The sequence below is a fragment of the Kosakonia pseudosacchari genome (assembly GCF_900184035.1).
Classification (GTDB): Bacteria; Pseudomonadota; Gammaproteobacteria; order Enterobacterales; family Enterobacteriaceae; genus Kosakonia; species Kosakonia pseudosacchari.
This window is the reverse complement of record NZ_FXWP01000022.1, coordinates 99,667-126,010: the sequence shown is the minus strand read 5'-3', so window position 1 is coordinate 126,010 and position 26,344 is coordinate 99,667. Positions and strand designations below refer to the sequence as shown.

Genomic DNA, 26,344 nt, shown 5'->3' with positions numbered 1-26,344 from the left:
GCCGTGGAAAAAATCATGCTGTGGTTCAAAAATTTAATGGTATACCGTCTCAGCCGCGATGTTGCGCTGCGTGCGGAAGAGATGGAAAAACAGCTTGCCCCACTATCGTTTACTCCATGCGGTAGTCAGGATATGGCGAAAACCGGATGGGTTCCACCGATGGGTTCACACAGCGACGCGCTGACCCATACCGCCAACGGTCAGATTATTATCTGCGCGCGTAAAGAAGAAAAAATTCTGCCAACACCTGTGGTCAAGCAAGCGCTGGAAGCGAAAATTTCCCGTCTTGAAGCCGAGCAGGGTCGCAAGCTGAAAAAAACCGAAAAAGATTCGCTGAAAGACGAAGTGCTGCACTCCTTGCTGCCGCGTGCGTTCAGCCGTTTCAGCCAGACCATGATGTGGATCGACACCGTGAATGGTCTGATTATGGTTGATTGCGCCAGTGCCAAAAAAGCGGAAGACACGCTGGCGCTGCTGCGAAAAAGCCTCGGCTCGCTGCCGGTCGTACCGCTGGCGATGGAAAATCCTATCGAACTGACGCTGACCGAATGGGTACGTTCCGGCACGGTGGCGCAGGGTTTCCAGTTGCTGGACGAAGCAGAACTGAAAGCGATGCTGGAAGATGGCGGCGTGATCCGTGCGAAAAAACAGGATCTGGTGAGTGATGAAATTGCCGTACACATTGAGGCGGGCAAAGTGGTCACCAAGCTGGCGCTCGACTGGCAGCAGCGTATCCAGTTCCTGATGTGCGATGACGGTTCCGTAAAACGCCTGAAATTCTGCGATGAACTGCGCGATCAGAATGAAGATATCGACAGAGAAGATTTCGCTCAGCGATTCGATGCCGATTTTATTCTGATGACCGGCGAGCTGGCGGCGTTGATTCAAAACCTGGTGGAAGGCTTAGGCGGCGAGGCGCAGCGCTAACCATTTCTCCACAGACAAACGCCCGGGTTTTCCGGGCGTTTTGCATTACAGGTAACGGCAGAGATAAGAACTCGGTTCCGCCACCTGTAAATGAAATTCGCTATGGCCAGGTACGTTGAACACTTCACCCGCGGCGTAAGCTTTCCATTCGGTTTCGCCCGGCAGCAGGACATTCAGCGCGCCGCTGACCACCGTCATCTCTTCTGGCTGCGCAGTGCTGAAGGTGTATTCCCCTTCCGCCATCACCCCAACGCTGGCACGGCCAGTGCTGCTGCTGGTAAAACCAATGGATTTCACTTTACCGGAAAAGTATTCGTTACTTTGAAGCATGAACTGGCCCTTATAAAGAAAATGTATGGAAAAACACTATAGAGGCCGGGCTTTGCTTCTGTCACGAGAAATTCACACGATTGCGGGCCTAAACCAGCAGTTCTGATGCCAGCCGTGCGGCCAGCACATTCGATAACAAAACGGGCACATCCAGCGCTTTTTGCAGCAAATCGCGGTGATACTGGTGGAAACCAAGACAATCCAGCATCAACACATCCGCGCCGCGCTCAATAAGCCCTTTACCCGCTTCAATTAATTCCTGTTCTGTTGCCAGGTAAGGATGCGCCAGCGCGTAGTAAGGTTCATTTTCCAGCACTTGCCATTTTTTCTTTTGCTGGGCCATGAGTTCGGGAATGGGCACAATGACGCCCACCTGATGCCCGTCAACAATGGAAGCGACCAGGGGCGGAATGATGCGCTGTGGCTCAACCAGAATCGCGTTACGGGCAACAAAACCGCGAATATCCGCCGTGCTCATCAACAAAATGACATCGTAGCCCTGGTTATCCAGCACTTCGATAACGCCCTGGAGATCGCGCTCCACTTTTTCGCGGGAAACCATCCCAAGGCTGTCATCGCGTAATCGCGTGGGAATGGCGTGCTCCCCGGCATCAACGGCGTATTCACGGCGCACCTCTTCCGGATCCATTTTGCCCAGCAGGCTGAGATGTGTAATCTGCTCTTCTGAAACGTGTTCCGCGAGGAGCGGAAAAATCTCTTTTACCGGCACCACACCAATGGTGAGGATCGCCAAGGACGCACTCATTTTTTACTTTCCGCCTTTCATCACTGCTTGTTCTTATTCGCTCTCAATCACGCCGTTTTGACGGCTGTTGTGTAAAGAGAACATGCCACTCCTGTGTTCATATAAATTCCAGTAACCATAAAAGAGTAACCACTGACTATTATTTAGCCAGTTTAAAAACGTGATGTAGATCCTTTTTTGTAATGTTCAGGAAATCATCCAGCCTGCGAGATCCGGCTTAACTTTTGTCCGGATCTTCATAACGCCGTTTGGCGTCCAGAGCTTCCTGCTCGGTGGGGTGTTCGCTAATTAAGGTATCCGGTTTCGGATGGTCGGCGCGCAGTTCATACCAGGTAACAGTCGGGCCATTCGCCCCTTTTTCAACGGCGACAACACGGGCTTCACGCGGATATGGCGGTTTAGTCGGCATAGCTCTTCCTCATTTTGCGGGTCGAGCAATAAGTATAGACAAACGTTTCGCTAACTGGCGCGCGCCAGTTGTAATGCCGCTTCAATATCAGACACCACCTTATCCGGCGACTGCGCCGCATCCACCACATAATGCGCGGCTTCACGATACAACGCGTCACGCTGCGCCAGCACTTCACTGACCTCTTCGCTGATGGGCTTACCGGTTAACGTCGGGCGTTGCCCCTCCTCGGGAAAAGCCTCCAGCCGGTCAGCCAGCACATCAACCGGTGCGCAAAGATAAATCACCACGCCGTGTTCGTGCATAAAACGGCGGTTGTATTCACTAAGGATAATCCCGCCGCCAGTCGCCACCACGCGTGATGGCGCACTAACCGCTTCCAGCGCGGCAGTTTCCCGTGCGCGAAAACCATCCCACCCTTCCTGTTCAACCATCGCTGCGATGGTCTGTTGGGCATTTTCCTGCAACCAGTAATCGGTATCGATAAACTGGCACCCCTGCGCCAGCGCCAGCGCCCGGCCAACTGTCGATTTACCGCAACCACGTGCGCCGATAAGAAAAATGGGGAGCGTCATGAGCAGGTGTTCCCTCCGGGTCCTGCACTGCGCAGGACGGAAAATAAGACAGCGATATTATCACCAAACTAGTACGAAATTCATCGTAAAATTAACGTTACACTTTTATGTCTGCGTCGGTAAAAAGCTCAGGGAAAACCAGAGTGAATCCGGGTTTCCTCTGTAAACATTCTATGGCAGTACGTGTCGCGGCAACCTTACTGAATGTAACACAGGCTGGCAAGCCCGCAAGGCGGCAAACAGTAACACATCATGCGGGGATGCGCAGAATTTACTCGCCCTGGCGGCGCTTGTCGGCCAGCAGCCATTTATCCAGCTCGGCGGCGAATTGCTGGCGATCCCGTTGTGACAGGCTGTCCGGGCCACCGGTTTGAATACCGCTGGCGCGCAGGGTATCCATAAAATCGCGCATCGTCAGCTTTTCGCGAATGGTTGCCTCGCTATAGCGTTCACCGCGTGGGTTCAGCGCCGCCGCGCCTTTTGCCAGCACTTCCGCTGCCAGTGGAATATCCGCCGTGATCACCAAATCACCGGCCTCGCACAGCCGGACAATTTCATTGTCGGCAACGTCAAAACCCGCAGGCACTCTGATGGAACGGATCACCCGCGACGGCGGCACGCGCAGGTTTTGGTTCGCGACCAGCGTTAACGGCGTCTGTGTGCGTTCGGCGGCGCGGAATAAAATCTCTTTGATTACGTTCGGACAGGCGTCCGCATCAACCCAAATCGCCATCGTTACTCCTTTCTGTTTGCGGCGCATTGTCGCTTTAATTTCCTGTCGGGGAAAGGAGAGATCCTTTCGCCCTCGCCGCCAATCCACGTTAAGCTATATCGCACAAACATTTACAAGCAGAGAGACGGATGTGATGGAGAAGAAAATCGGTTTTATCGGCTGCGGTAACATGGGAAAAGCGATTGTTGGCGGCCTGATTGCCAGCGGCCAGGTGCTGCCGGGGCAAATCTGGGTGTATACCCCGTCGCCGGATAAAGTGGCTGCCCTGCATGACCAGTTTGGCGTGAACGCCGCGCAAAGCGCGCAGGAAGTGGCGCAGATTGCCGATATCGTCTTTGGTGCCGTGAAGCCGAACATTATGGTGAAAGTGCTTAACGATATCGCCTCCAGCCTGAACAAAGAGACGCTGGTGGTCTCCATCGCCGCCGGCGTTACGCTTGATCAGTTAGCTCGCGCGCTCGGCCACGACCGCAAAATCATCCGCGCGATGCCTAACACACCGTCGCTGGTGAATGCCGGGATGACTTCCGTGACGCCTAACGCGCTGGTGACGCCGGAAGATACCGCCGATGTGCTGAACATCTTCCGCTGCTTTGGTGAAGCAGAAGTGATTGCCGAACCGATGATCCATCCGGTGGTGGGCGTCAGCGGTTCGGCTCCGGCGTATGTGTTTATGTTTATTGAAGCCATGGCCGATGCTGCAGTACTGGGCGGGATGCCGCGCGCGCAGGCCTATAAATTTGCCGCGCAGGCGGTAATGGGTTCCGCGAAAATGGTGCTGGAAACCGGTAAGCATCCGGGCGAGTTAAAAGATATGGTCTGCTCGCCTGGCGGCACCACCATTGAGGCGGTAAAAGTGCTGGAAGAGAAAGGTTTCCGCTCGGCGGTGATCGAAGCCATTGCCGCTTGTATGGCGAAATCTGACAAGCTGAGCAGCTAAGGCAATGCGCCACGCAAAATCCGCGTGGCGCAACTCTCAGGCCAGCATTTCGCTGGCGGCTTGCATGCTGATTGGTTGCTGCATTTTCAGCAGTAAACCCGCCGTTTCACTGTACTCGCCGCAACTCAGCACCGCTTTCAGTATGCCCGCTTCGCCGTAGAGTACGGCAAAACGTTTATTATCAAACGATCCCAGCATTTTCATGCTGTCCCACTCACGGGTATAACCGAGGTATTCAAAGCGGTTACCGAAGTGAGTCGTCCAGAAAAAGGGCACCCGATCAAAGGTATGCTGTTCACCCAGCATATTCAGCGCGGCGAGCCGCCCCTGCTGCTGCGCCACACGCCAGTGTTCAATACGCCGACGCCCTTCCGGTGCCGGGTAGCTGGCGATATCTCCTACCGCCCAGACATCCGGTGCCGCGCTTAACGTTTCATCCACCGTCAGGCTGCCATCTTTTTCATGGGGCAGGTCGTGCGCCATGTCAGTCACCGGTTGCACTCCCGTGGCAAACACCACCACGTGGGCTGGCACTGAACGGCCATCTTTTAACGTTATGCTCTGCACATGGCCGTTCCCCTCCAGCGCAGCCGGTTCGCCGGTAACAAACTTGACGCCATTCTGTTTATGCAGATTCATAAAATACCGGCCCATCTCCTCACCAAACTGCGGTACAAACGGCAGTGCATGGCGCGACAGCACCGTCACATCGATATCCTGATTGCGCAGCGCCGCCGCCAGCTCCATGGCGATAAAGCTGTTACCGATCACTACCAGTTGCTGCTCCTGTTCCACTTCATTGAGCAAACTCTCGGCCTGGTGGATACCACGCAGTACATGCACGCCCGCCAGGTGATTGCCAGGGATATCCGGCCACACTGGCTGGCCGCCGGTGGCCAGCAGTAGCTTGTCAAAGGCGATTTGTCGGCCACCGGCAAGCGTAAGCTGGTGAGCGTGGCAATCAATATTCGCCACCTCTTCACGCAGGCTTTCGACGCCAGGCTGGCTGTAAAAGGCGCTGTCCAGCAAATGGGGAACGTCACTGATTTTCATTTTTCCCGCCGGAACGAATTTACTCAGCGCGGTGCGATCGTAGGGCGCATCATCTTCTTTATCGATCAATACCAGCTGGCCGTTAAATCCGGCGTCACGCAGCGTCATCGCCGCCGCGCTGCCTGCCGCGCCAGTTCCCAGGATCACGGCGGTTTGCGGACGCTCGCCGCGGATAAGTGAGTGGCTGGCGGGAGAAAGTGGACGCGGGTTCACCAGCACACGATTCTGCTCAAGCATCACCGGGTACTGCTTGAGGTTTTGCAGCGCCAACGGTTCGCGCCATTCGCCATTGGTGATATCAAACGCGGCTTTATGCCACGGGCAGACCAGTTTGCCATCGCATACGGCCCCTTTCTCCAGCGGCCCGCCTGCGTGCGGGCATTTACTCTGAAAGGCGCGGACTTTTGCCCCGGTGCGGATAAGGATCATTGAGGTGCCCGCGACATCCACTTTGACCGGTTGGCTTTCCGGCAAGGCATTCAGTTCAGTAACATATTGATAGTTCATCACTTTGCTCCCGTGTCAGTGTTGCGAAAACGGGCGTAACGCCAGACAGCGCACAACCACGAGGAAAAGGAAAAATAAAACGAAGCTCACAAAGTAAGCCTGGCAGAGATTAGCGGACGGGCAAAAAGACGGGGAAAATTCCGAAAAAAGGGTGAGCAAACGCGCTGCTCACCCGCTGCGTTATTGCGGTTTTTTCAGGCAACCGCTCATAAATTTACTGCGATCTTCGCCTTTAAGGGATTGTTGCGTCGCCTGGGCATTACATTCACGCATCCGCTGTTGCTGCGGCGTCAGGCTTTTTTGTCCGGGCTCAGTTTTGGTTTTTTTCAGGCAGTCACTCATGTATTTCTTACGGGCGTCTCCCGCCAGGGTTTGCGCCGTTGCCTGTTGATTGCAGAGGGTCATACGTTGTTGTTGCGGGGTCAGTGTTTTTTCAGCGGCGCTCAGCGCCGTGACAAACAGCAGACCGAAAACGAGGGTAACCAGTAATGTTATTTTCATAGCACCATCCTTCTCTTAATGTGCCTTTTAAGGATGGTACTAATTGGTGAAAAAACCACCCGGCAGCAAAGATTTACCGCCGGGAGGCCGTTACTTCAGATTCAGTGCCGCCTTCATGGTGTAGAACAGATCGGTCTGATCCGTCAGCCCCACCACGTTGCCCGCATGCGGCCCGTAAGCCGCGATACGAACCTGCGTTCCGGTATGCTCCATCGACTCCTCTTCCGAGTTGCCGTAAGTGATGGCCATTACCGCGCCGTCTTTGGTGTTCAGCGCCTGGCTCAAGCCTGGCGCTTTGGTATCTGGCGGAATGATCTGGCTGGCATGGGCGTGATCTGCGGTAACGATCACCAGCGTATTGCCATCTTTTTTGGCAAATTCCAGCGCTTTCTGTACCGCTTCGTCGAGATCAACCGTTTCGCCGATCTGACCGCACGGGTTCGCCGCATGATCCTGTTTATCGATAGACGCGCCTTCCACTTGCAGGAAGAAGCCCTTCTCATTTTTGCTCAGCAAATCAATGGCTTTTTCCGTCATTGCCGCCAGTGTTGGCACGCTGGCGGTACGTTTCGCGTTGGGCGTACAGGTCACGGCAGGTTTATCAGTATTGCCGTGCAGCGAGGCTTTTGGCCCTTCCCAGCGCACCGGCATGTTGCCATCAGAGAACAGCCCCAGCAGCGGTTTATCCTGGTTCGCTTCGGTGATCGCCGCAAGCGTAGAGGCATCGCCAACCAGCTGGTAACCGCGCGCCTGCGCCTGTTCGCGCAGCGTTTTCCCTTTCCACTCACCGGCGGTGGCGGTTTCGCTAAAGGTTTTCGCGCCGCCGCCCAGCGTGACATCCGCGCGGGCGTTCAGCAGTTGTTCGGTAATCGAACCTTTACCGCCTTTCTCCAGCGCGTTGAGCGCACACTTCTCACTGGTCACCGTCGGGCCGTAGCAGCGACGTGAGATAACGTGAGAAACCAGCGCGGCGGGCGTAGCATCTTGCAGTTCCGCAGTGGAAACGTTGCCCGTCGCCAGACCGGCGGTTTTGGCCATCTCCAGAATGGTGGTGTGATCTTTATCGTGAATGTCGACGCCGAGTGCGCCGTTATAGGTTTTCACGCCTGTGCTCCAGGCCGTGGCAGACGCGGCGGAATCGGTGACGTAATCCGGTTTGCCGGTTTTTTTGTCCAGCGAATAGTGCGTGTACTGGCCAGTCAGCGGTAATGCGTCAATACCTTTAAAGAATCCGCCAGCCCCTTCGGCATAATTTCGCGCGGCGGTAATTTCAGAATCCCCCATGCCATCGCCAATCAGCAAAATAATATTTTTGGCGGGTTTATCAATGAGGGAATCACGCAGAGCAGCGGTTTGGTCACCACTTAAACGGCGCGCACCGCCGGGCGTGGAAATATCCCCCTGAGCAGCACGATTATCAAGAACCGGTGCCGACGTCGTTTCGGCATAAATAGCAGGGGTAAAGATCAGAGGTAATAAGGCAAGAAATAATGCGCTCTGTTTCACTTTAATATTCTCCATGTACAAATACTTAAAGAAAATAAAACAGAGCGACTATAGGTAGCGCAGATGACAGTGATATGACAGTGCAGGCAGCGCGTCAGAGGTTTAGCTGCGCGGGTGCCTTAAAAGCTTTTTTACATACTGTTGCAACAACTCCGCGTCCTGATGGGTAACGTGCGTTCCCGGCCGGGCTTCTTCCAGCGCGCCTTCGATACTCTGAATTAACGCCTGTTGTTCCGTCGTCGCCATCTGGCGCAGCAGCGCGGTCACCACGATTTCCAGCGCTTCAACTTGAGCGACCAGTTCTTTCGACTCTTCTTCTTTTTCTGCAAGCTTGACCAATAACTCTGCAATGAGATTTTTCATAGCGCTATTTCCTTACGAGATTTCAAAGACGTTAGCATTGAGTTTTGATGTTGCAAAGTAGATACATGTATTATTTTTGCGGATTTTCTCACAACGCGTAATAGTCATTTAAAAAACAGGGTTAACGAAACGTTTCTCCCGCATCGAAGGCAAATGATTTGAGTGGCTTAGCGGCAAATAAAAAAAAGCGCATGGCTTATTTTCATAAGAAAAAGCGATAGTAAGGCCGAAGCAAACTTATATTATTTCGGCCCCGTTGCGTTAGCGTTTTACCCGGCGAAACGCCAGCAGTAATTGCCAAAGATTAATAAACACCACCACAGCCGTAGCGGCAAATACCCAACGGAAACCCGCCATTGCGGATACGGTCGCCCCCATCAGCGGCCCGGCGACATTTCCCAGATACATAAACGATTGGTTATAACCGAAAATACGCCCGGTGACCTGATCGCTGGAGTATTTCAGCAACAACGTCTGCACGGCGGGCAGCATCGCGCCATCGGCAAAGCCCAACATAAAGCGCAAGATCCCAAGCTGGAGCGGCGAGGTGACAAACGACATGGCGAAAAACAGCACCACGGCCACCGCCATCGTCGCCATTAAAATGCGCGATGTACCAATGCGATCGCCCAGTTTGCCGAGACGCGGCGCGGAAATCAGCGCCGAGACACCGGGCACAGCGGCGATAAGCCCACTGAGAAAAGCAATATTCGTGGTGTGCGGTGACAACGATTGAATAAACAGCGCCAGGATCGGGCCGATAGAGCCATTACACAACTGAATGACCATGGTGGTAATAAACAAACTGATGACCAGCGCCGGGTACGGCAAGGTCGAGAACACCGCTTTGCCGCTCAGACGATCGCCCTTTTTCACCGTCGGCCTGACGCCCTCTTTAATTAAAAACAGCGTAACGAGGAAACTCACCATCAGCAGTATCGCCGTGATGAGGAACACCATGCGCAGCCCTACATGGTCGGCGAGAAAACCGCCCATCAGCGGCCCGCCAATTACGCCGCTTATCTGCGCCGTGGAGAGTGTACTCAGCGCCCAGCCGCTCCGTTCGCGCGGCACCTGCGAGGCCACCAGCGCCATCGCATTGGGAATATAGCCAGAGGTCAGCCCCATCACACCGCGCAGAATCAACAGTTGCCACACATTAGTAGCAAACGCCTGCAACAGAATCGCGATCGCCATCCCCAGCGAGGCACGCAACAGCATCAGTTTGCGCCCTTTCCGGTCCGCCAGGCTGCCCCACATGGGCGAAACAATCGCCGAAACCAGAAAGGTGATACTGAACGTTAAGCCTGACCACATCGACAACGCTTCATGGGACGTCACGCCCAGTTGCGCAACATATAACGGCAAGAACGGTAGAATTTGGCTGATAGCGAGGCCGGTGAAAAAACAACCGAACCAGACCGAGATAAGATTGACCTTCCAGGATTCCATAAGTACGCGTAATTATTGAGATTTTGACAAACAGCGCACAGGTTAACAAGAATGCGCCTACGATGAGTCACCAGAGATGCGGTGACAGCGATTTCGGTATTTTATCTGCCAGCTTTCGTTTCACGCTGCTGCCTGAAAGAAAAACCCCATTATTCACAGTGGATTATGCTTAGCGACAGAGGCCAAAGCCGCGCATGCCAAGATGAAAATGGTTGGCATGCGCAGCGTTGTACTCCGGCCCAAGGCCGTTACCGTAATAGCCGCAACTGGCGCTTAACATTGCCCGCAGCCACGGTTGTGTTCTCGCCTGGCGCCAGCCCTTTAATACCGTCACGGACTGACCATTCGCCAGCCGAAAACCGCTGAGATCCAGCGCTTCTGCGCTGGCATGCTCGCTACGCCTGGCATCAGCGCGGTTGTAGATATTGCGACACGCGTAGCTGCCAAGGTGGTCGATACGCGTAAGCTGGCTGCCCATAAAGCGTTCGGTGAGTGGCCGCGCCTGTTGCTCAATAAACAGCGCGGAGCTGAGCGCCAGCGGGCAACTGGCGAGAAAACTGCTGCTCAGTTTAACCGCCCCAAAATCGCGCACCCGCACGACATTGGTTAATGGGCAATCCCCGGCGCTGTCGGCAACCGGAACCGAGGAAATCAACTGCTGCTGATTCGCCTGCGACAATAATTCCGCACAGGCTTGCGGCTGCAAGCGGCGCAGTTTGAACTGCGTGATGCGCCCGGGCGGGTCGCTAAGCTGTAACGGCGCAAACGGGTTGTAATAAGACGGCAACGCGCGGTAGCCAATCCAAATCACCGCCAGAAGAATGCACAAAACAATCAGCCCTTTCCCGCTCACGTCGCCTCCTTCTGGTTTCCAGAAAACATTATGGCAGAAGGCCGCGAATCGTGCGTTTTGACGTGCTATGGTATGTGCTTTGTGAATTCAGTGTGAGTGAACGGAGAAATGGCAAAACTGCGGGTAGGGGTCGTCTTTGGCGGCAAATCAGCGGAACATGAAGTGTCGTTACAGTCGGCGAAAAATATCGTCGACGCTATGGATAAATCACGCTTTGACGTGGTGCTGCTGGGGATCGATAAACAGGGGCAGTGGCATGTCAGCGATGCGAATAATTATCTGCTAAACGCCAGCGATCCGGCGCGTATCGCCTTAAACCCTTCGGCAAATAGTGTGGCGCTGGTGCCGGGAAACCAACAGCAGCAACTGATCCAGGCAGAAAACAGCACACCGCTTCCGAATGTCGACGTGATTTTCCCAATTGTTCACGGCACGCTGGGCGAAGATGGTTCATTGCAGGGCATGCTGCGTCTGGCGAACTTACCGTTTGTCGGCTCCGATGTGCTCGCTTCTGCAGCCTGTATGGATAAAGACGTCACCAAGCGCCTGCTGCGCGACGCCGGGCTTTCCATCGCCCCGTTTATCACGCTCACCCGCGCCAATCGCGAGCAGATTAGCTTTAGCGAGGTGCAAACCCAGCTCGGTTTACCGCTGTTTGTTAAACCCGCCAACCAGGGTTCCTCCGTGGGCGTCAGCAAAGTGACGAATGAAGCGCAGTACCAGGCGGCGGTCAACCTGGCGTTTGAATTCGATAAAAAAGTGGTTGTTGAAACCGGCATCAAAGGCCGTGAGATTGAATGCGCCGTGCTGGGCAATGACTCTCCGCAGGCCAGTACCTGTGGCGAAATCGTGCTTAACAGCGAGTTTTATGCCTACGACACCAAATACATTGATGAAAACGGTGCGCAAGTGGTAGTGCCCGCCGACATTGATCCGGCAATCAACGATAAAATCCGCGGCATTGCGGTGCAGGCTTATCAGACGCTGGGTTGTGAAGGGATGGCGCGCGTGGATGTGTTCCTGACGCCGGAAAACGAGGTGATCATCAACGAAATCAACACGCTGCCAGGGTTTACCAATATCAGCATGTACCCGAAACTGTGGCAGGCGAGCGGCATTGGTTACAGCGAGTTAATCACACGTCTGATTGAACTGGCGATTGCGCGCCATCAGGCTAACAGCGCGCTGAAAATTACCGTTAACAGCTAATTATTGCGGTTTATCCGCCGTCTCCTCGTCCTCCGGGCGGCGGCGGATAATTAACCCGGCCAGCCAGAAACCAATCACCCAGGTCACCAGCCCCACCGCGTAGGTTTGCCAGCCTTTGGCTTCAAACCCCAGCAGCCCGACCACGCCATTCAGAATAAAGATCAACCCAATCGCAAACGCGTAATAGTGCCAGTCACGGCGGATTTTTACAGGCAGCTTCATGACAACTCCGGCAGTCAAAACGGCATCATCGCACAACCACCGCTTACCGTCTGTGGCGTATGCGGAAATTCTGAAATGTTACCAAGGTAATTAAAACGTTACAGAAATGTGAGCATCGGCAAAAATCATCCAACTGGAATCATTCCCGGGGCGAAATTATCACCATTCTGATGTTGACAAAGCGGTACAACTGCCAAAATTAGCGTCAGTTGAGGCCACACGCCAACTAAATCGAGCGTTAAAAGTAAAGAGTACCGGAGGTCTTATGGCTGACTTTACTATGTCGAAACCCTTTAAGGGCGCAAAACAACGTGACACCTCCAGACCGGGTAATATTGCTTACGCCATATTCGTACTACTCTGCTTCTGGGCGGGTGCGCAGTTGCTGAACCTGCTGGTGCACGCACCGGGCGTGTTCGAGCATCTGATGCAAGTGCAGGACACCACCCGCCCCCACGTAGAAATGGGAATGGGCGTCGGCACGATTTTCGGTCTTGTGCCTTTCCTCGTGGGAAGCGCCCTGCTCGGCGTCATCTTCCTTATCTTACGCTGGCGACACCACCATTCGCGCTAGTTCTGCGCCATGCAGGCGGCCCGACGATCGTCGACGCGCTTCGCAAACCATGCTGTTGTCAGGTTGCGCGTGATCTTCGGGCTTTCCAGCTTGATCCCTGGCAGTACCTCTCTCGGCAATGGTTTGCCGTTTTTCTTTTCAGCGAGCCGATACACTTCGCGATAGAGTTTAGTCTCTTCCAGCTTGTCGCTGTCTCCACGCTCCAGTTGCCGACGGATATCACGATCGCTCATGCCAAGCGACGCGCCCAGTTTGCGCACGGCTAATTCTGTCGTACCCGCATCGCTGCTGCCATACAAAATCAGGTCGCCGTCGAGCGCCAGTTTCACGCCGGTCGCTTTGCTGATGGCGTTCTGAAACGCCGCGTTACGGCTGGCATACAGCCCGGCGTTAAAATCGGCGAAACGGTAAATGGGTGCGGTGTAATTGGCCGGATAATTGAGCAGATGATAGGTGCCAAACCATAATCCACCGCGGCGACTGAAAACCTCCTGGCGCACGGTGCCTGCCATTTTCCACGGATAACCGTCCGTATGCTGCTCGGCAAACGCAACGCTAATCTGCATCGGCCCACCGGTGCGCACCGGGTTAAGCGAACCAAACAATTTTTGCCCCATCGGCACCATGCCAATGAAGTCATCAAAAATGGCGCTGAGCTCTTTTTCCGTGCGCACATTGTCTAACCGTTCGCTGTAGCTTTTACCATTCGGCGACGGAATTTTTAGCGCCGTATGCACCAGCATCGTTGGGATGTGCATCCGCTCGGCGCGCTTGTCGATCTCTTTCCAGGCGATTTTATTCAGCCCCGGTACCACCGGATCAGACCGGTAATTGGATTCCTGCTGCGCCACCGCCAGCACCGAACAGATGTTCTCCAGCGTTGGAGAGAGCTTCTGACTGCTAAAGGTCGTCGCCAGATCCTGCGCCCAGCCTTCACGATCTTTTACACTGGCGGGGATCGTTCGCCGCACCACGCTTGCGACATCCATCGGCTTGTTCTGCTGTTGTTCCAGCGCTTTTTCTTTTTCAGCTTCGGCTTCTTTTTGCGAAAGCGTGCCCTGCGTACTACACCCGGCGAGAATCAACGTCGCCAGTAACCAGCCAAAACGGGGGACGTAAACCATAACGTTCCTTGTGTTAACCAAAAGTATGGGGCACAGGCTGGATCTCCTGCCCATCCAGCTCACGCTCAAAACTGCGTAAACGTTTATAGATAGACATCAGCTCCACCAGCGTCGTCCAGGAAGAGATCAAATACTGGAACGAACTGCGCACCTGCTCAAACACGTTAGTTATCTGGCGCATCAGACCGAAAGTGATAGCCCCGGCAGCAATCGTCGGGAACAGCACAATCAGGCCAACCACCACATCAACCTGCATGTACAGGATACGGGCGATATTGAAATACATATAGTGAAAATAGAGCCGGAAATAGTTACGGCGCACGGCAGCGAACAGCTCCGCAACGGTATGCGGCCTGGCGCGACCAGCATCATCTTCGCCATAGACCAGCTCTTTACGGTAAGCCGCTTCCACGCGCTGGTTTTTAAACGCCAGCCCCGGCAGCTTGATACCTACAAATGCCAGCAGCACGGTGCCGAGCAACGCCCAGCTTACGGCGGCAATCACCAGCCCATATGGGATGTGCCCTACCACCGGTATTTCCTGTACATGCGGCGATAGCGCCACCAGCACCGGCAAAAAAGCAATCAACGTCATGATGGCGTTAATAAAACTGGTGCCCATATCTTCAAGCGTCGAGGCGAAACGCATGGTGTCTTCCTGTACGCGCTGCGCTGCGCCTTCGATATGGCGCAAACGATCCCAGTGCGCCATATAGTATTCGTTCATCGCCGTACGCCAGCGGAACACATAATGGCTGACGAAAAAGTTGTTGAGCACCGCCACCGTGACGGCAATCAGCGCGATCCACAAAAACACACCAATCTCGCTGTATAACTGATGAATGCTGACTTTGTTCGGCGCACTGAGCGCGGTCTGGATAAGATCGTAAAACGGCTGATACCAGGCGTTAATGGCGACATTCACTTCCACCAAAAACCAGGTGACAAAGATAATTAACGCAGTACCCAGAATCGACCAGCGCTGCCAGCGATGCGGCGAAAAGGTAAACCAGAAAAGAGCAAAAACGCCGACACAGAGCGCGTAATAGGCGTAAAAAAGCAGGTAACCCGGGCTCCAGAAACGCGCGGCGCTAATCGGCACATCCGCAGACGCACCGGTGAGACGCATCAACCACGCTTCCCCACCCGCCTGCCAGAAAACCACGGTAATCGCGGTCCAGATGAACACCGACAAAAAGAACAACGCCGGTTTCGGAAAGAAGGACTTAAACATAATGCTCTCCTGCTCACTTCTTATTATTTACGACAAATGCTGTGCATCGCTGTATGTAAGCCCCTTAATGGGCCGCGACAAAAAAAGCGCCGCGAAGTGCGGCGCCGTCTGGTTAAATCTGACCTGAGGTTAACGCCTTAGTTCGTTTGCCATTCGTGAAGAATTGTTTCGACGGGTTTCACCAATACCGGGTTGCCAGGCACCGTTAGCGTGCGCCACACCTCGTTATAGTGATCGATTAACACCGAGGCCCGTGCCGCCGGACGATTCGCCGTGGTGTGCGCATCTTGCGCGACGGTAATGGCGTAACCACGGCTGGCGCCGTTTTTCAGCGTGGTATCCACGCAGTAATCGGTGGCGCATCCGCACATCACAAAGGCGCGAATATCATGCTCTCGCAGCACGCTTTCAAGCGTGGTGTGATAAAACGCGTCGCAGGCGGTTTTGGTGACATACAGCGCATTCGCCGGTTGCGTCAGCTCCGGCAAAAGAGCAAACCCGTCACTGCCCTCTTCCAGCCCACCGGCCTCGGCATGTTGAATAAAAATCACCGTATCCGCTGCCGCGGTCAGTTGGTTAATGCGCGCCACGCAGTGCTCACGCTCAATACGCTCTGTGGCAAACACGCCGTTTTGCATATCCACCACCATCACTACCCGTTGACTTGCCATTGCCTGACTCCTGAGTGCGGGAAAGGAAGAGGTTATCACAGCCCTCTTCCCCCGAAGTCATAGGGAAAAAATTTCATATTTACCCATCGTTACGTATTAGGGCGAAATAACACGCTTATTGGTGCTTTGCATCGAAACGCCAGGTAGTATAAATATCCTCTATCGTTCCCATTCTTATATGGATCCCCTTCGTTGAAACGTTGTCTGCTTTTCTCCGCGTTGCTCTGCGCGCTGAGTATGACCAGCGCCCGTGCGGCGCAACAATCTCCCGATCCGGTATTTGCCTCTGACATTGTCGATCGTTACGCCAACCACATCTATTACGGTAGCGGTGCGACCGGGATGGCAATGGTGGTCATTGACGGTAACCAGCGCGTATTCAGAAGCTTTGGTGAAACCCGCCCGGGCAACAATGTGCGCCCACAGCTGGATTCGGTTATCCGTATTGCTTCGCTCTCCAAACTGATGACCAGCGAAATGCTGGTAAAACTGCTCGATCAAGGCCGGGTGCGCCTCGACGATCCCTTAAGCAAATATGCACCGCCGGGCGCACGCGTGCCGACTTACGAGGGTACGCCGATCAAGCTGGTTAACCTCGCGACCCACACCAGCGCGCTGCCGCGTGAGCAGCCTGGCGGCGCGGCGCACCGTTCAGTATTTGTCTGGCCAACGCGCGAGCAGCGCTGGAGCTGGCTTTCCACCGCGAAGCTGAAAACCGCGCCAGGCTCGCAGGCGTCTTACTCTAACCTGGCGTTTGACCTGCTGGCCGATGCACTTTCTCAGGCGGCGGGCAAACCCTATCCGCAGCTGTTTGAAGAGCAGATAACCCGCCCGCTGGGGATGAAAGACACCACTTTTACCCCGTCGCCGGATCAGTGCAAGCGCCTGATGGTGGCGGAAAAAGGTGCCAGTCCGTGTGACAATACGCTGGCGGCGATTGGCAGCGGCGGCGTTTACTCCACGCCAGGCGATATGATGCGCTGGATGCAGCAGTTCCTCTCGTCCGATTTCTATACCCGCAACAGCCAGGCCGACCGTATGCAAACGCTGATCTACCCGCGTAATCAGCTGACTAAAGTGATCGGCATGGATGTCCCCGGCAAAGCCGACGCGCTCGGCCTCGGCTGGGTCTATATGGCACCGAAAGACGGTCACCCGGGCATCATCCAGAAAACCGGCGGTGGCGGCGGTTTCATCACCTATATAGCGATGGTGCCGCAGCATAACGTCGGCGTCTTTGTGGTGATGACCCGTTCCCCGCTGACGCGCTTTACCAGCATGAGCGACGGCGCGAATGACCTGGTCAGCGAGCTGAGCAACAACAAACCACTGGTGGTTCCGGCCTCCTGATGCGGCAAAAGGCAGGCGGCTTGCCGTCTGCCTTCCCCTTTTAACAGCGATTTTGGTAAAACAGCCCACCGCCTTTTCGGCTACAATGCCGCCATCTGTTCCACAAACATCAGGCATACCATGACCGATTTAATTACTCGCCCCCGCCGCCTGCGCAAATCGCCTGCGCTACGCGCCATGTTTGAAGAGACAACACTGAGCAAAAACGACCTGGTGTTGCCGATCTTTGTTGAAGAAGAAATTGACGATTACAAAGCCATCGCCGCCATGCCGGGCGTGATGCGTATTCCGGAAAAATATCTGGCGCGCGAAATAGAACGCATCGCCAAAGCGGGCATCCGTTCGGTAATGACGTTCGGTATCTCGCACCACACGGATGCCACCGGCAGCGATACCTGGCAGGAAAACGGCCTGGTGGCGCGGATGTCGCGTATCTGCAAAGAGACAGTGCCGGAAATGGTGGTGATGTCCGACACCTGTTTTTGCGAATACACCTCGCACGGCCACTGCGGCGTGTTGTGCGATCACGGCGTGGATAACGACGCCACGCTGATTAATCTCGGTAAACAAGCGGTGATTGCCGCTGCGGCAGGCGCCGATTTCATTGCGCCATCAGCGGCGATGGACGGTCAGGTGCAGGCGATTCGCCGTGCGCTGGATGCGGCGGGCTTTACCGATACCGCCATCATGTCCTATTCGACCAAATTCGCCTCATCCTTCTACGGCCCGTTCCGCGAAGCCGCGGGCACGGCGCTGAAAGGCGATCGTAAAACTTATCAGATGCACCCGATGAACCGCCGCGAAGCGATTCGCGAGTCGCTTATCGATCAGGCCGAAGGCGCAGATTGCCTGATGGTGAAACCGGCTGGCGCTTATCTCGATATCCTGCGTGATATCCGCGAGCGCACCGAACTGCCGCTGGGCGCTTATCAGGTGAGCGGCGAATACGCGATGATCAAGTTTGCCGCTCAGGCAGGCGCAATTGATGAAGACAAAGTAGTACTGGAAAGCCTGGGTGCGATTAAACGCGCCGGCGCGGATTTGATTTTCAGCTATTTCGCCCTCGATCTCGCCGAACGCGGCATCCTCTGAACGAAGCGGGCCTGGCCCGCTTTTTTTTGCCTTTCCTTCTGATTCTCCTGCCGTCTTTAAAGTGTCATTTCTTCATTGTAATGAAATGTAAGCGTCATCTTCGCCCTTTACTGTCATCGACAAGACGGGAGGAGAAATCACCATGTTTAGTCTCGACAATGTACTTGAGGATCTCTGGCCACAGGCCAGGCCAGCCCCCTGGCAAAAAAATCTGCTCAGACGCCTGCTCTATGAGCAAGAGTTTCAGCAGTTCGCCGCGCACCACCCTCACCTGAAAGGGCTGGATATGGTGGAACAAGTACTCGAACATCTACAAATCCGCTGCACCGTTCCCGCTCACTGCCTCGAACAAATTCCTGAACATGGCCCGTTGGTCATCATTTCCAACCATCCGACAGGCACACTCGACGGGCTGGCGCTGTTGTACGCCGTTTCCCGCGTACGCCGCGATGTGAAAGTGGTCACCAACCGCATGCTGACGCACCTTGAGCCGCTCAGTTCCCTGTTTATTCCGGTGGATAACATGGGTGGTCGCACGCGTAAATCCTCATTGCAGCAAATGGAAAACCAGTTGCAAAGCGGCGGCGTGTTGATCTTCTTCCCGGCCGGGGAAGTGTCGCGCATGACGCGCAAAGGCATTCGCGATAAAAGCTGGCACGCCGGGTTTATCAAGCTGGCCAGTAAATTCCGCACGCCGTTACTGCCGGTGTGGATTGACGCGCGCAACAGCGCCCTGTTCTACGCCAGCGCGATGGTCTCTGAAACGCTTCCCTTTATACTGCTGATGCAGCAGATGTTTCGCCGGCGCGACAGCGCACTGCCGATCAAAATCGGTGAACGTATTCCCTGGGACAGCTGGCACACGCCGCAGCTCGCGCCGCGCGAGCTGGCCGATAAGTGTCGCCAACATGTCCTGCGTCTTGGCAAGGGATTGCCCGGCCCCTTCAAAACCGAATGCGCCATCGCACGTCCGGAAGCGCGCATTACGCTGCGTCGGGAGCTTAACAACGCCGAGTGCCTCGGTCGCACCGCTGATGGCAAGATCATCTATCTGTGGCAACGTAAAGGGCAGGAAGATGCGCCGCTGCTGCGCGAGCTTGGACGGCTGCGTGAAATCGCCTTCCGTGCCGTGGGCGAAGGCAGCGGTAAACGTCGTGATACGGATAAATATGACGACGATTACCTGCATCTGATTTTGTGGGATGAAGCCGATCTGGAAATTGTCGGCGCTTACCGTTTTATGCCTACAGCGCAGCAAATGGCGGCGCGCGGCGTCGAAGGGTTATACAGCCACAGCCTGTTCCATTACGACGATCGCATGGCGGATGTGCTGCGCCACGGCATTGAACTGGGGCGCAGTTTTATTCAGCCGCGCTACTGGGGACGTCGCGGGCTGGATTATCTGTGGTCGGGTATCGGTGCCTATCTGGCACGTTATCCGCAGTATCGCTACCTGTTTGGCCCGGTCTCTATTTCCGGCGGGATGCCTCCTGCGGCGCGCGATCTGCTGGTGGCGTTCTACCGTCTGTGGTTCCCGGCAACCTGGCCGCTGGCGTCATCGCGCCGCCCGTGGCCTGCCAGCATGCCGGAAGTGCTGGCGCAATTTACCGGCGATGACTACACCGAAGATCTGACGCGGCTGAAATCGCTGCTGGGAAACCTGGGCTGCGGCATTCCGCCGCTGTATAAACAATATTCCGAACTGTGTGAGCCTGGCGGCGTGCAATTTATTGATTTCGGCTGCGACCCGGACTTCAACAACTGCGTGGATGGTCTGGTGCTGGTAGATTTAACGCACCTGAAAGCAAACCGCTACGAGCGCTATATTGCTGCGCATCTGCCGCAGCCGGAAACAGAAACGGCATAAAGTAAACCGGCATAAAATATAAAAGCCGTCGCGTTATGCGTGACGGCTTATTAATGGATCCTGTCAGCCATGCACCAGCCGCAACTGTGCTCGTCGGCTATTTAAACGAGGGTTGTCGGTAAAAATGACATATAAAATGGGTCGCCAGGCCATGACGTCCTCCTTTGCTAAATATCATCCTGGGTTTGGCTGAAAATTATTGTGTCAAACTAAAGTGCCAGACAATTCAGGTCAACCCATTATTCCGGATTAGATTTAACATCAGGTTAGTAGACTAATGATATGTGTTGCGCCTCACAAAAAACAAAATGAATCACGCAGTAAAATCAACATGTTAAGTTATTGTGAAATGCACCATTTAAATAACACATCGTCACTTTAATTAAAGCCTGATATAACAAAAAAGAGCTAAGAATAGTCGGATTTAAATTTCCAGTTATTCCCTATAACATTTCCAGAAACCGGGCTATCGCCTTTTTTATTAACCTGCCGGCAATTAATTTCACCTTAAGCAGCATATTCGCCAGTTTCACCATTGCAGGGCAGACTGCACCAGAATCCGATCTGCCACGGTGCAAGCCATGCAGCATTTCAAAACCATAATCATCTAACTATTTAATTAACCAAGAAATATATCTCCTGGCATCGCCTTTGCACATTCACCGCTAACTGTATTCAATGGCGAGGCAGTAAAGCATGAGCACACAAACAACATTAAAAAGAACACTGGGCAGTTTCCGTCTGTGGGGCATTGCCGTCGGACTGGTGATTTCAGGAGAGTATTTTGGCTGGAGCTATGGCTGGTCGCAGGCCGGGACACTCGGCTTTTTGATTGTCGCGCTGTTAATTGCCGCGATGTACTGCGCCTTTATCTTTAGTTTTACCGAGCTGACCACCGCCATTCCTCATGCCGGTGGTCCTTTCGCTTACGCGTACCGCGCATTTGGGCCAACGGGCGGGTTTATCGCCGGGTTTGCCACCTTAATCGAATTCGTCTTCGCGCCTCCGGCTATCGCCATGGCGATTGGTGCGTACCTGAACGTGCAGTTCCCGTCGCTGGATGCGAAATGGGTGGCCTGCGGCGCGTACCTCATCTTTATGACGCTGAACATTCTCGGCGTCGGCATTGCCGCCACATTTGAGCTGATTGTCACCCTGCTGGCCATTTTCGAGCTGCTGGTGTTTATGGGCGTGGTGGCACCGGGCTTCTCATGGGGCAACTTCACCGCTAACGGCTGGGCAGGCGCTGAGAGCTTCAGTAGCCTGGCCCTGCCGGGCATGTTTGCCGCGATCCCCTTTGCCATCTGGTTCTTCCTCGCTATTGAAGGTGCGTCTATGGCAGCGGAAGAAGCCAAAGATCCGAAACGCACCATCCCGCGCGCACTCGGCGGCGGTATTTTAACCCTCACCGTGCTGGCGGTTGGCGTGATGATTTTTGCCGGTGGCGTCGGCGACTGGCGTGCGCTGTCGAATATTAACGACCCGCTGCCGCAGGCGATGAAAGTGGTGGTCGGCAACAGCAGCGGCTGGTTGCATATGCTGGTGTGGCTCGGTTTGTTTGGCCTGGTGGCATCGTTCCACGGCATCATTATGGGTTACTCACGCCAGATCTATTCGCTGGCGCGCGCGGGCTATCTGCCGGCAAGCCTGGCGAACCTCAACCGCAAAACCCGCACGCCGCATCTGGCGATCCTCGCCGGGGGCGTGGTCGGCATTGCGGCGATTTTCTCCGACTCGCTGGTGACCATCAGCGGTATGCCGCTCACCGCCTGTATTGTGACGATGTCCGTTTTCGGGGCTATCGTTATGTATATCACCTCAATGGCCGCGCTGTTTAAGCTGCGCCGCAGCGAACCGGAACTTGAGCGCCCGTTTAAAGCGCCACTCTTCCCGTACGCGCCCGCGTTTGCGCTGGGCATGGCGGTGCTCTGCCTGGTGGCGATGGTCTGGTATAACACGCTTCTGGCACTGATCTTCGCGCTGATGATGCTGGGCGGCTATATGTGGTTTCGTAAAACGGCGCACGCGCGTGAACGTGCCGAGATGGACCCGCAACTGCGGGCGCTCTCCTGAGGAGACGGAATGTATAAAACCACGCTGGCTCACCGTACTTATCAATTCGATAGCCTGAAAACGTTGATGGCGAAAGCCTCCCCGGCGCGATCCGGGGATGTACTGGCAGGTGTTGCGGCACAGTCGGCAGAAGAGCGGATGGCGGCGAAAATCGCCCTTGCGGATGTGCCGCTACGCGAACTTCTCGCCTTGCCGCTCATCCCGTATGAAGACGATGAAGTGACGCGGTTAATCATCGATACCCACGATAGCCGCGCGTTTGCCCTGATAGCCCACCTGACGGTGGGCGAATTCCGCGACTGGCTGCTGGCCGACAGCACCGACACCGCCACGCTCAGCCATGTTGCACCGGCGATCACCCCGGAAATGGCCGCCGCCGTCAGTAAGCTAATGCGCAACCAGGATTTGATCCTCGCGGCCAGCAAATGCAGCGTGATCACCCGTTTTCGCAACACCATTGGCCTGCCGGGTCACCTGAGCGTGCGTTTACAGCCCAATCACCCGACCGACGATCTGAAAGGCATTGCCGCCAGTATGCTCGATGGCCTGCTGTATGGCGCGGGCGACGCGGTGGTGGGCATCAACCCGGCCAGCGATAGCCTGCCGGTGCTGCAAAAGCTCAACCACATGATGGCAGACATCATTGAGCGCTTTGCCATTCCTACCCAGTCCTGCGTACTGACGCATGTCACCAATACCATTCAGCTCATTGAACGCGGCGCACCGGTTGATCTGGTGTTCCAGTCGGTTGCCGGTACTGAAGCCGCTAACAGCGGTTTTGGCATCAATCTGGCGCTATTACAGGAGGCGCATGAGGCGGCGCTGAGCCTGAAGCGCGGCACGCTCGGCACAAACGTGATGTATTTTGAAACCGGCCAGGGCAGTTGTCTTTCTGCCAACGCGCACCACGGCGTCGATCAGCAAACCTGCGAAGCACGCGCTTACGCTGTCGCACGGCACTTCAAGCCGCTGTTGGTCAACACGGTGGTCGGTTTTATCGGCCCGGAATACCTCTACGACGGCAAGCAGATCATCCGCGCCGGGCTGGAAGATCACTTCTGCGGCAAACTGATGGGGCTGCCGATTGGCTGCGACGTCTGCTACACCAACCACGCGGAAGCGGATCAGGACGATATGGACACGCTGCTGACGCTGCTGTGCACCGCCGGGCTGACTTTCCTGATTGGCGTACCGGGCGCGGATGACATCATGCTCAATTACCAGAGTACCTCGTTCCACGATGCGCTCTACGCCCGCCGCTTGCTGGGGCTGAAACACGCGCCGGAGTTCGCCGAGTGGTTAACCAAAATGCAGATTATCGACACCCACGGTCAGTTACGCCTGACCGGCGCGAACCACCCGCTGCTGACCGTGATGCCACAAGGAGCGCACGCATGAATGGACCCGATGCCTGGACACTGCTGCGTGAGTTTACCGATGCCCGTATTGCGCTGGGGCGCAGTGGCGCAAGCCTGCCGACGCGGGAAGTGCTCAACTTTGGCCTCGCGCACGCCCAGGCGCGTGATGCCATTCACCAGCCCTTTGACAGCGAAAGCCTGGCGCATCAGCTCCATGCACTTGGCTTAAAAACACTGGACGCGCACAGCGCCGCCGCCGACCGGCACATCTACCTGAACCGCCCGGATCTCGGGCGCAGGCTCAGTGATGAGAGCCGCGAAACGCTTGCTGCTCATCGCCCGGCCGCGCATGATCTGCTGCTGGTGATTGGCGACGGGCTCTCTTCCCACGCCGTACACCGCCAGTCAGTCGGGCTTATCACCGCCCTGCTGCCCTATCTGGACACGCTGGGTATCTCCCTGGGCCCCATCGTGCTGGCGCACCAGTCGCGCGTGGCGCTGGGCGATGACATTGGCGAAACGCTGGGCAGTAAAGCGGTGGCGATACTGATTGGTGAGCGTCCGGGGTTATCCTCGCCCGATAGCCTCGGTGTCTACCTCACCTGGAAGCCAGAACGCCAGCGCATTGAATCCGAGCGCAACTGCATCTCCAACATTCGCCCGGAAGGGCTGAATTACGAGGCTGCCGCGTTTAAGCTCGCCTGGCTGCTGGAACAGGCATTTCTGCGCCGTCTCACCGGCGTCAAACTGAAAGATGAAAGTGATAACCCGGCGCTGCACGGGCGCGTGACACCCCGCATTACGCCCTGATCTCAGTACAGAGCGCTGGCGTGACGAAGCGCTCTTTCTCCCCTCGTCATCTACACTCTTTACGTTATTTACGGCGACCCCGTGGAGGGCGTATGGAGAAAAAAAACAGCACTGACGCAGAGCGAACATGGCCCGTGGAAGACAACCCTTTCTGGCTGCATGTGGAAATGCAGGTGCAAAAATGGGGGGCGATAGCGCTTATCGCCATTGTGATTGCCGGGCTGTGCGGGCTCTTTTCCCAGGGCTTACTAAGCAAAAAAACGGCGATCAGCGCCGATCAACGTCTCACCGTCGAGTACGACCGCTTTGGTCGGCTACAAAGCGATCTGGACATGCAGATAACCGCCAATGCCACGGCCGATAACCGCATCACCTTCACCCTGGGCGGCGATTTCATGCACGATTTTGAGATCCGCACCCTGCAACCACAACCGTTAAACATGTACAGCCGCAGCGGCGAACTGGTGCTGGAATATGCCCGCCCTGCCGCCGATAAACCGCTGACCGTATGGCTGGGGCTGACACCGCTCGGCATCGGTAACAGCACGCAGCGGATTTCAGTAAATAACGCAACCCCGGTCACCCTGACGCAGTTTATCTGGCCCTGAGGAGAACGCGATGGACATGGTATTACGCGCGATAGCTATCTATCTGGTGTTGATGGTGGTGTTCAAAATCGCCGGACGCCGGGCGCTGCTACAGATGACCTCTTTTGATCTCATTTTGCTGCTGATCATCAGTGAAGCCACGCAACAAGCGCTGCTCGGCAATGACTTCTCCGTGACCGGCGCGGCGCTGACCATTATCACGCTGGTGGTGGTGGATATCTTATTCGGCACGCTGAAGAAGTATGTCAAAGGGGCGGAGAACCTGATCGACGGCACACCGGTGGTGTTAGTGGAGAACGGCCAAATGCTGGAAAACAAAATGCGCGAAGCCGATATCACGCGCGACGACATTATGGTGTCAGCGCGAAACAACCAGGGCATTGCCGATCTGGCGGAGATTAAATTCGCCATTCTTGAGCGCAACGGCCATATCTCGATTATTCCCAAAAACTCATCATAACGTTTCACTCGCTATACTTTGCTTACCGAGTCACCACCGAATTAACGAAAAATACCCTATGAATGAAGATGTTACCTTAACTAACAACATGAATGCGCTGCTCTGCCTGCCCATTCCGATGCTGGCAGCGCAGTTGGGTGAGTTGCTGACACAAAAACAGCTGCGCGTCACCACGGCGGAATCCTGCACCGGCGGGCAAATCGCCACCGCGCTGTGCGCCGCAGGCGATACGCCAGCCTTCTTTGGCTGCGGGTTTGTCTCGTTTACCGATGAAGCGAAAAGCACCCTGTTGCATGTTAAACGCGAAACGCTGGCGCGCTGGACAGCGGTGAGCGAGCAGACAGCCAGCGAGATGGTGCAAGGCGCTTGCGCGGTCAGCCATGAACCGGTCGGGATTGCTGTCACCGGTTATGCCGGCCCGGACGGCGGCGAAGATGGTACGCCTGCCGGAACCGTGTGGTTTGCCTGGGCGCTACCAGGGCAATCTCCAATCACGGCACTGCGTCATTTTGCCGGGGATTGCGAAAGCGTGATTGAGCAGTCGGTGAAATATGCGCTGGCAAGGTTAATAACACTGTTAAACGGCTAACCTTTTCACGTCGTCGCGCGTCGTTATGTCGCGCTGGCTCCCTTTTTCGTCCATCACGCTGTAAACCTCAATAATCAGGCCGCACAGGGCCTGATGACCCGCATTACGCGCGCGCGAAGGTAGCGAGCGGGTTAATGCTCACCTGCGTGTTGTGACGCCAGGTTGTCAGTCACTCACTCTCTGCTGCG

At 55.3% G+C, this 26,344-nt stretch carries 28 protein-coding genes; 13 read left to right on the top strand and 15 right to left on the bottom strand.

Features of this window, described 5'->3' with window-relative positions:
• Positions 1 to 15 precede the first annotated feature (15 nt).
• A complete protein-coding gene (gene rdgC / locus BN2591_RS17690; RefSeq protein ID WP_086873271.1) occupies positions 16 to 927 on the top strand; it encodes a recombination-associated protein RdgC in 912 nt (303 codons plus the stop codon).
• 45 nt (positions 928 to 972) lie between these two features.
• Here rdgC and ppnP read toward each other — a convergent pair whose 3' ends face one another.
• The 5 genes from ppnP to BN2591_RS17665 all read right to left on the bottom strand — a co-directional run bounded on the left by ppnP (position 973) and on the right by BN2591_RS17665 (position 3,740).
• Complete coding sequence (ppnP, locus tag BN2591_RS17685; protein WP_017458829.1) at positions 973 to 1,257, bottom strand: pyrimidine/purine nucleoside phosphorylase; 285 nt, start codon at positions 1,255 to 1,257, stop codon at positions 973 to 975.
• 88 nt (positions 1,258 to 1,345) lie between these two features.
• Positions 1,346 to 2,023, bottom strand: a complete 678-nt coding sequence (locus BN2591_RS17680; protein ID WP_086873219.1) for an AroM family protein — start codon at positions 2,021 to 2,023, stop codon at positions 1,346 to 1,348.
• 217 nt (positions 2,024 to 2,240) lie between these two features.
• Positions 2,241 to 2,432, bottom strand: coding sequence for a protein YaiA (gene yaiA / locus BN2591_RS17675; protein ID WP_017458827.1), 192 nt, complete (start codon positions 2,430 to 2,432; stop codon positions 2,241 to 2,243).
• Positions 2,433 to 2,482: 50 nt separating this feature from the next.
• Positions 2,483 to 3,007 carry a shikimate kinase AroL gene (aroL, locus tag BN2591_RS17670; protein ID WP_086873218.1) on the bottom strand — a complete coding sequence of 175 codons (525 nt, stop codon included), beginning with the start codon at positions 3,005 to 3,007 and terminating at the stop codon, positions 2,483 to 2,485.
• A gap of 271 nt (positions 3,008 to 3,278) precedes the next feature.
• Positions 3,279 to 3,740: a YaiI/YqxD family protein gene (locus tag BN2591_RS17665; RefSeq protein WP_086873217.1), complete on the bottom strand. Its 462-nt coding sequence runs from the start codon at positions 3,738 to 3,740 to the stop codon at positions 3,279 to 3,281.
• Positions 3,741 to 3,873: 133 nt separating this feature from the next.
• Here BN2591_RS17665 and proC point away from each other — a divergent pair, with 133 nt between their 5' ends.
• Positions 3,874 to 4,680: a pyrroline-5-carboxylate reductase gene (proC, locus tag BN2591_RS17660; protein WP_086873216.1), complete on the top strand. Its 807-nt coding sequence runs from the start codon at positions 3,874 to 3,876 to the stop codon at positions 4,678 to 4,680.
• Between the two features lie 36 nt (positions 4,681 to 4,716).
• On the opposite strand, the gene BN2591_RS17655 is transcribed toward proC, so the two are convergent.
• The 6 genes from BN2591_RS17655 to BN2591_RS17630 all read right to left on the bottom strand — a co-directional run bounded on the left by BN2591_RS17655 (position 4,717) and on the right by BN2591_RS17630 (position 10,915).
• On the bottom strand, positions 4,717 to 6,240 hold the full coding sequence (locus BN2591_RS17655; RefSeq protein WP_086873215.1) for an FAD-dependent oxidoreductase: 1,524 nt from the start codon (positions 6,238 to 6,240) through the stop codon (positions 4,717 to 4,719).
• 180 nt (positions 6,241 to 6,420) lie between these two features.
• The gene (gene psiF / locus BN2591_RS17650; protein ID WP_086873214.1) at positions 6,421 to 6,741 is read right to left on the bottom strand and encodes a phosphate starvation-inducible protein PsiF; all 321 of its coding nucleotides are present in this window, start codon (positions 6,739 to 6,741) and stop codon (positions 6,421 to 6,423) included.
• 90 nt (positions 6,742 to 6,831) lie between these two features.
• Entirely contained in the window at positions 6,832 to 8,262 is a 1,431-nt protein-coding gene (gene phoA, locus BN2591_RS17645) for an alkaline phosphatase (RefSeq protein WP_086873213.1), read from the bottom strand.
• Positions 8,263 to 8,349: 87 nt separating this feature from the next.
• Positions 8,350 to 8,610 carry an anti-adapter protein IraP gene (gene iraP, locus BN2591_RS17640; RefSeq protein ID WP_017458820.1) on the bottom strand — a complete coding sequence of 87 codons (261 nt, stop codon included), beginning with the start codon at positions 8,608 to 8,610 and terminating at the stop codon, positions 8,350 to 8,352.
• A gap of 261 nt (positions 8,611 to 8,871) precedes the next feature.
• The gene (locus BN2591_RS17635; protein ID WP_086873212.1) at positions 8,872 to 10,062 is read right to left on the bottom strand and encodes a multidrug efflux MFS transporter; all 1,191 of its coding nucleotides are present in this window, start codon (positions 10,060 to 10,062) and stop codon (positions 8,872 to 8,874) included.
• Positions 10,063 to 10,231: 169 nt separating this feature from the next.
• Positions 10,232 to 10,915: an extensin-like domain-containing protein gene (locus BN2591_RS17630; protein WP_086873211.1), complete on the bottom strand. Its 684-nt coding sequence runs from the start codon at positions 10,913 to 10,915 to the stop codon at positions 10,232 to 10,234.
• A 108-nt stretch (positions 10,916 to 11,023) separates the two neighbouring features.
• Between BN2591_RS17630 and ddlA the strand changes: the two genes are divergently transcribed.
• A complete protein-coding gene (ddlA, locus tag BN2591_RS17625) occupies positions 11,024 to 12,124 on the top strand; it encodes a D-alanine--D-alanine ligase (protein WP_086873210.1) in 1,101 nt (366 codons plus the stop codon).
• Here ddlA and BN2591_RS17620 read toward each other — a convergent pair whose 3' ends face one another.
• Positions 12,125 to 12,346, bottom strand: a complete 222-nt coding sequence (locus BN2591_RS17620; RefSeq protein ID WP_017458816.1) for a DUF2754 domain-containing protein — start codon at positions 12,344 to 12,346, stop codon at positions 12,125 to 12,127.
• A gap of 265 nt (positions 12,347 to 12,611) precedes the next feature.
• Between BN2591_RS17620 and BN2591_RS17615 the strand changes: the two genes are divergently transcribed.
• Positions 12,612 to 12,920, top strand: coding sequence for a DUF2755 family protein (locus BN2591_RS17615; RefSeq protein WP_086873209.1), 309 nt, complete (start codon positions 12,612 to 12,614; stop codon positions 12,918 to 12,920).
• Here BN2591_RS17615 and BN2591_RS17610 read toward each other — a convergent pair.
• The 3 genes from BN2591_RS17610 to BN2591_RS17600 all read right to left on the bottom strand — a co-directional run bounded on the left by BN2591_RS17610 (position 12,917) and on the right by BN2591_RS17600 (position 15,949).
• Positions 12,917 to 14,044 carry a DUF1615 domain-containing protein gene (locus tag BN2591_RS17610; RefSeq protein ID WP_086873208.1) on the bottom strand — a complete coding sequence of 376 codons (1,128 nt, stop codon included), beginning with the start codon at positions 14,042 to 14,044 and terminating at the stop codon, positions 12,917 to 12,919. The genes BN2591_RS17615 and BN2591_RS17610 overlap by 4 nt on opposite strands.
• Before the next feature lie 13 nt (positions 14,045 to 14,057).
• Positions 14,058 to 15,278 carry a peptide antibiotic transporter SbmA gene (gene sbmA, locus BN2591_RS17605; protein ID WP_086873207.1) on the bottom strand — a complete coding sequence of 407 codons (1,221 nt, stop codon included), beginning with the start codon at positions 15,276 to 15,278 and terminating at the stop codon, positions 14,058 to 14,060.
• Positions 15,279 to 15,415: 137 nt separating this feature from the next.
• Positions 15,416 to 15,949 carry an isochorismatase family protein gene (locus BN2591_RS17600; protein ID WP_086873206.1) on the bottom strand — a complete coding sequence of 178 codons (534 nt, stop codon included), beginning with the start codon at positions 15,947 to 15,949 and terminating at the stop codon, positions 15,416 to 15,418.
• Between the two features lie 192 nt (positions 15,950 to 16,141).
• On the opposite strand from BN2591_RS17600, the gene ampH reads away from it, so the two are divergent.
• The 9 genes from ampH to BN2591_RS17555 all read left to right on the top strand — a co-directional run bounded on the left by ampH (position 16,142) and on the right by BN2591_RS17555 (position 26,156).
• Positions 16,142 to 17,299 carry a D-alanyl-D-alanine-carboxypeptidase/endopeptidase AmpH gene (gene ampH / locus BN2591_RS17595; protein ID WP_086873205.1) on the top strand — a complete coding sequence of 386 codons (1,158 nt, stop codon included), beginning with the start codon at positions 16,142 to 16,144 and terminating at the stop codon, positions 17,297 to 17,299.
• Positions 17,300 to 17,419: 120 nt separating this feature from the next.
• Positions 17,420 to 18,391, top strand: coding sequence for a porphobilinogen synthase (gene hemB, locus BN2591_RS17590; protein ID WP_086873204.1), 972 nt, complete (start codon positions 17,420 to 17,422; stop codon positions 18,389 to 18,391).
• Between the two features lie 142 nt (positions 18,392 to 18,533).
• Positions 18,534 to 20,258 carry a bifunctional ornithine lipid synthase OlsF gene (gene olsF / locus BN2591_RS17585; protein ID WP_086873203.1) on the top strand — a complete coding sequence of 575 codons (1,725 nt, stop codon included), beginning with the start codon at positions 18,534 to 18,536 and terminating at the stop codon, positions 20,256 to 20,258.
• 696 nt (positions 20,259 to 20,954) lie between these two features.
• Positions 20,955 to 22,331, top strand: coding sequence for an ethanolamine permease (eat, locus tag BN2591_RS17580; protein ID WP_086873202.1), 1,377 nt, complete (start codon positions 20,955 to 20,957; stop codon positions 22,329 to 22,331).
• A gap of 9 nt (positions 22,332 to 22,340) precedes the next feature.
• Positions 22,341 to 23,729, top strand: a complete 1,389-nt coding sequence (locus tag BN2591_RS17575; protein ID WP_086873201.1) for an ethanolamine ammonia-lyase subunit EutB — start codon at positions 22,341 to 22,343, stop codon at positions 23,727 to 23,729.
• Complete coding sequence (gene eutC, locus BN2591_RS17570; protein ID WP_086873200.1) at positions 23,726 to 24,499, top strand: ethanolamine ammonia-lyase subunit EutC; 774 nt, start codon at positions 23,726 to 23,728, stop codon at positions 24,497 to 24,499. Before BN2591_RS17575 ends, eutC begins: the two co-directional genes overlap by 4 nt.
• A 92-nt stretch (positions 24,500 to 24,591) precedes the next feature.
• Positions 24,592 to 25,107, top strand: coding sequence for a hypothetical protein (locus BN2591_RS17565; protein WP_086873199.1), 516 nt, complete (start codon positions 24,592 to 24,594; stop codon positions 25,105 to 25,107).
• Between the two features lie 10 nt (positions 25,108 to 25,117).
• Positions 25,118 to 25,567: a DUF421 domain-containing protein gene (locus BN2591_RS17560; protein WP_017458803.1), complete on the top strand. Its 450-nt coding sequence runs from the start codon at positions 25,118 to 25,120 to the stop codon at positions 25,565 to 25,567.
• A gap of 58 nt (positions 25,568 to 25,625) precedes the next feature.
• Positions 25,626 to 26,156, top strand: a complete 531-nt coding sequence (locus tag BN2591_RS17555) for a 2-oxo-tetronate isomerase (protein ID WP_086873198.1) — start codon at positions 25,626 to 25,628, stop codon at positions 26,154 to 26,156.
• Positions 26,157 to 26,344: the final 188 nt, after the last annotated feature.

What these genes read in the sequence shown, in the direction of transcription:
- BN2591_RS17565 (WP_086873199.1), top strand. Translation starts at nt 24,592, where the DNA reads ATGGAGAAAAAAAACAGCACTGACGCAGAGCGAACATGGCCCGTGGAA.
- BN2591_RS17615 (WP_086873209.1), top strand. Translation starts at nt 12,612, where the DNA reads ATGGCTGACTTTACTATGTCGAAACCCTTTAAGGGCGCAAAACAACGT.
- olsF (WP_086873203.1), top strand. Translation starts at nt 18,534, where the DNA reads ATGTTTAGTCTCGACAATGTACTTGAGGATCTCTGGCCACAGGCCAGG.
- BN2591_RS17555 (WP_086873198.1), top strand. Translation starts at nt 25,626, where the DNA reads ATGAATGAAGATGTTACCTTAACTAACAACATGAATGCGCTGCTCTGC.
- hemB (WP_086873204.1), top strand. Translation starts at nt 17,420, where the DNA reads ATGACCGATTTAATTACTCGCCCCCGCCGCCTGCGCAAATCGCCTGCG.
- psiF (WP_086873214.1), bottom strand. Translation starts at nt 6,741, where the DNA reads ATGAAAATAACATTACTGGTTACCCTCGTTTTCGGTCTGCTGTTTGTC.
- BN2591_RS17655 (WP_086873215.1), bottom strand. Translation starts at nt 6,240, where the DNA reads ATGAACTATCAATATGTTACTGAACTGAATGCCTTGCCGGAAAGCCAA.
- ppnP (WP_017458829.1), bottom strand. Translation starts at nt 1,257, where the DNA reads ATGCTTCAAAGTAACGAATACTTTTCCGGTAAAGTGAAATCCATTGGT.
- BN2591_RS17635 (WP_086873212.1), bottom strand. Translation starts at nt 10,062, where the DNA reads ATGGAATCCTGGAAGGTCAATCTTATCTCGGTCTGGTTCGGTTGTTTT.
- iraP (WP_017458820.1), bottom strand. Translation starts at nt 8,610, where the DNA reads ATGAAAAATCTCATTGCAGAGTTATTGGTCAAGCTTGCAGAAAAAGAA.
- BN2591_RS17560 (WP_017458803.1), top strand. Translation starts at nt 25,118, where the DNA reads ATGGACATGGTATTACGCGCGATAGCTATCTATCTGGTGTTGATGGTG.
- ddlA (WP_086873210.1), top strand. Translation starts at nt 11,024, where the DNA reads ATGGCAAAACTGCGGGTAGGGGTCGTCTTTGGCGGCAAATCAGCGGAA.
- yaiA (WP_017458827.1), bottom strand. Translation starts at nt 2,432, where the DNA reads ATGCCGACTAAACCGCCATATCCGCGTGAAGCCCGTGTTGTCGCCGTT.
- sbmA (WP_086873207.1), bottom strand. Translation starts at nt 15,278, where the DNA reads ATGTTTAAGTCCTTCTTTCCGAAACCGGCGTTGTTCTTTTTGTCGGTG.
- proC (WP_086873216.1), top strand. Translation starts at nt 3,874, where the DNA reads ATGGAGAAGAAAATCGGTTTTATCGGCTGCGGTAACATGGGAAAAGCG.
- BN2591_RS17575 (WP_086873201.1), top strand. Translation starts at nt 22,341, where the DNA reads ATGTATAAAACCACGCTGGCTCACCGTACTTATCAATTCGATAGCCTG.
- eutC (WP_086873200.1), top strand. Translation starts at nt 23,726, where the DNA reads ATGAATGGACCCGATGCCTGGACACTGCTGCGTGAGTTTACCGATGCC.
- BN2591_RS17665 (WP_086873217.1), bottom strand. Translation starts at nt 3,740, where the DNA reads ATGGCGATTTGGGTTGATGCGGACGCCTGTCCGAACGTAATCAAAGAG.
- aroL (WP_086873218.1), bottom strand. Translation starts at nt 3,007, where the DNA reads ATGACGCTCCCCATTTTTCTTATCGGCGCACGTGGTTGCGGTAAATCG.
- BN2591_RS17620 (WP_017458816.1), bottom strand. Translation starts at nt 12,346, where the DNA reads ATGAAGCTGCCTGTAAAAATCCGCCGTGACTGGCACTATTACGCGTTT.
- phoA (WP_086873213.1), bottom strand. Translation starts at nt 8,262, where the DNA reads ATGGAGAATATTAAAGTGAAACAGAGCGCATTATTTCTTGCCTTATTA.
- BN2591_RS17680 (WP_086873219.1), bottom strand. Translation starts at nt 2,023, where the DNA reads ATGAGTGCGTCCTTGGCGATCCTCACCATTGGTGTGGTGCCGGTAAAA.
- eat (WP_086873202.1), top strand. Translation starts at nt 20,955, where the DNA reads ATGAGCACACAAACAACATTAAAAAGAACACTGGGCAGTTTCCGTCTG.
- BN2591_RS17600 (WP_086873206.1), bottom strand. Translation starts at nt 15,949, where the DNA reads ATGGCAAGTCAACGGGTAGTGATGGTGGTGGATATGCAAAACGGCGTG.
- BN2591_RS17610 (WP_086873208.1), bottom strand. Translation starts at nt 14,044, where the DNA reads ATGGTTTACGTCCCCCGTTTTGGCTGGTTACTGGCGACGTTGATTCTC.
- rdgC (WP_086873271.1), top strand. Translation starts at nt 16, where the DNA reads ATGCTGTGGTTCAAAAATTTAATGGTATACCGTCTCAGCCGCGATGTT.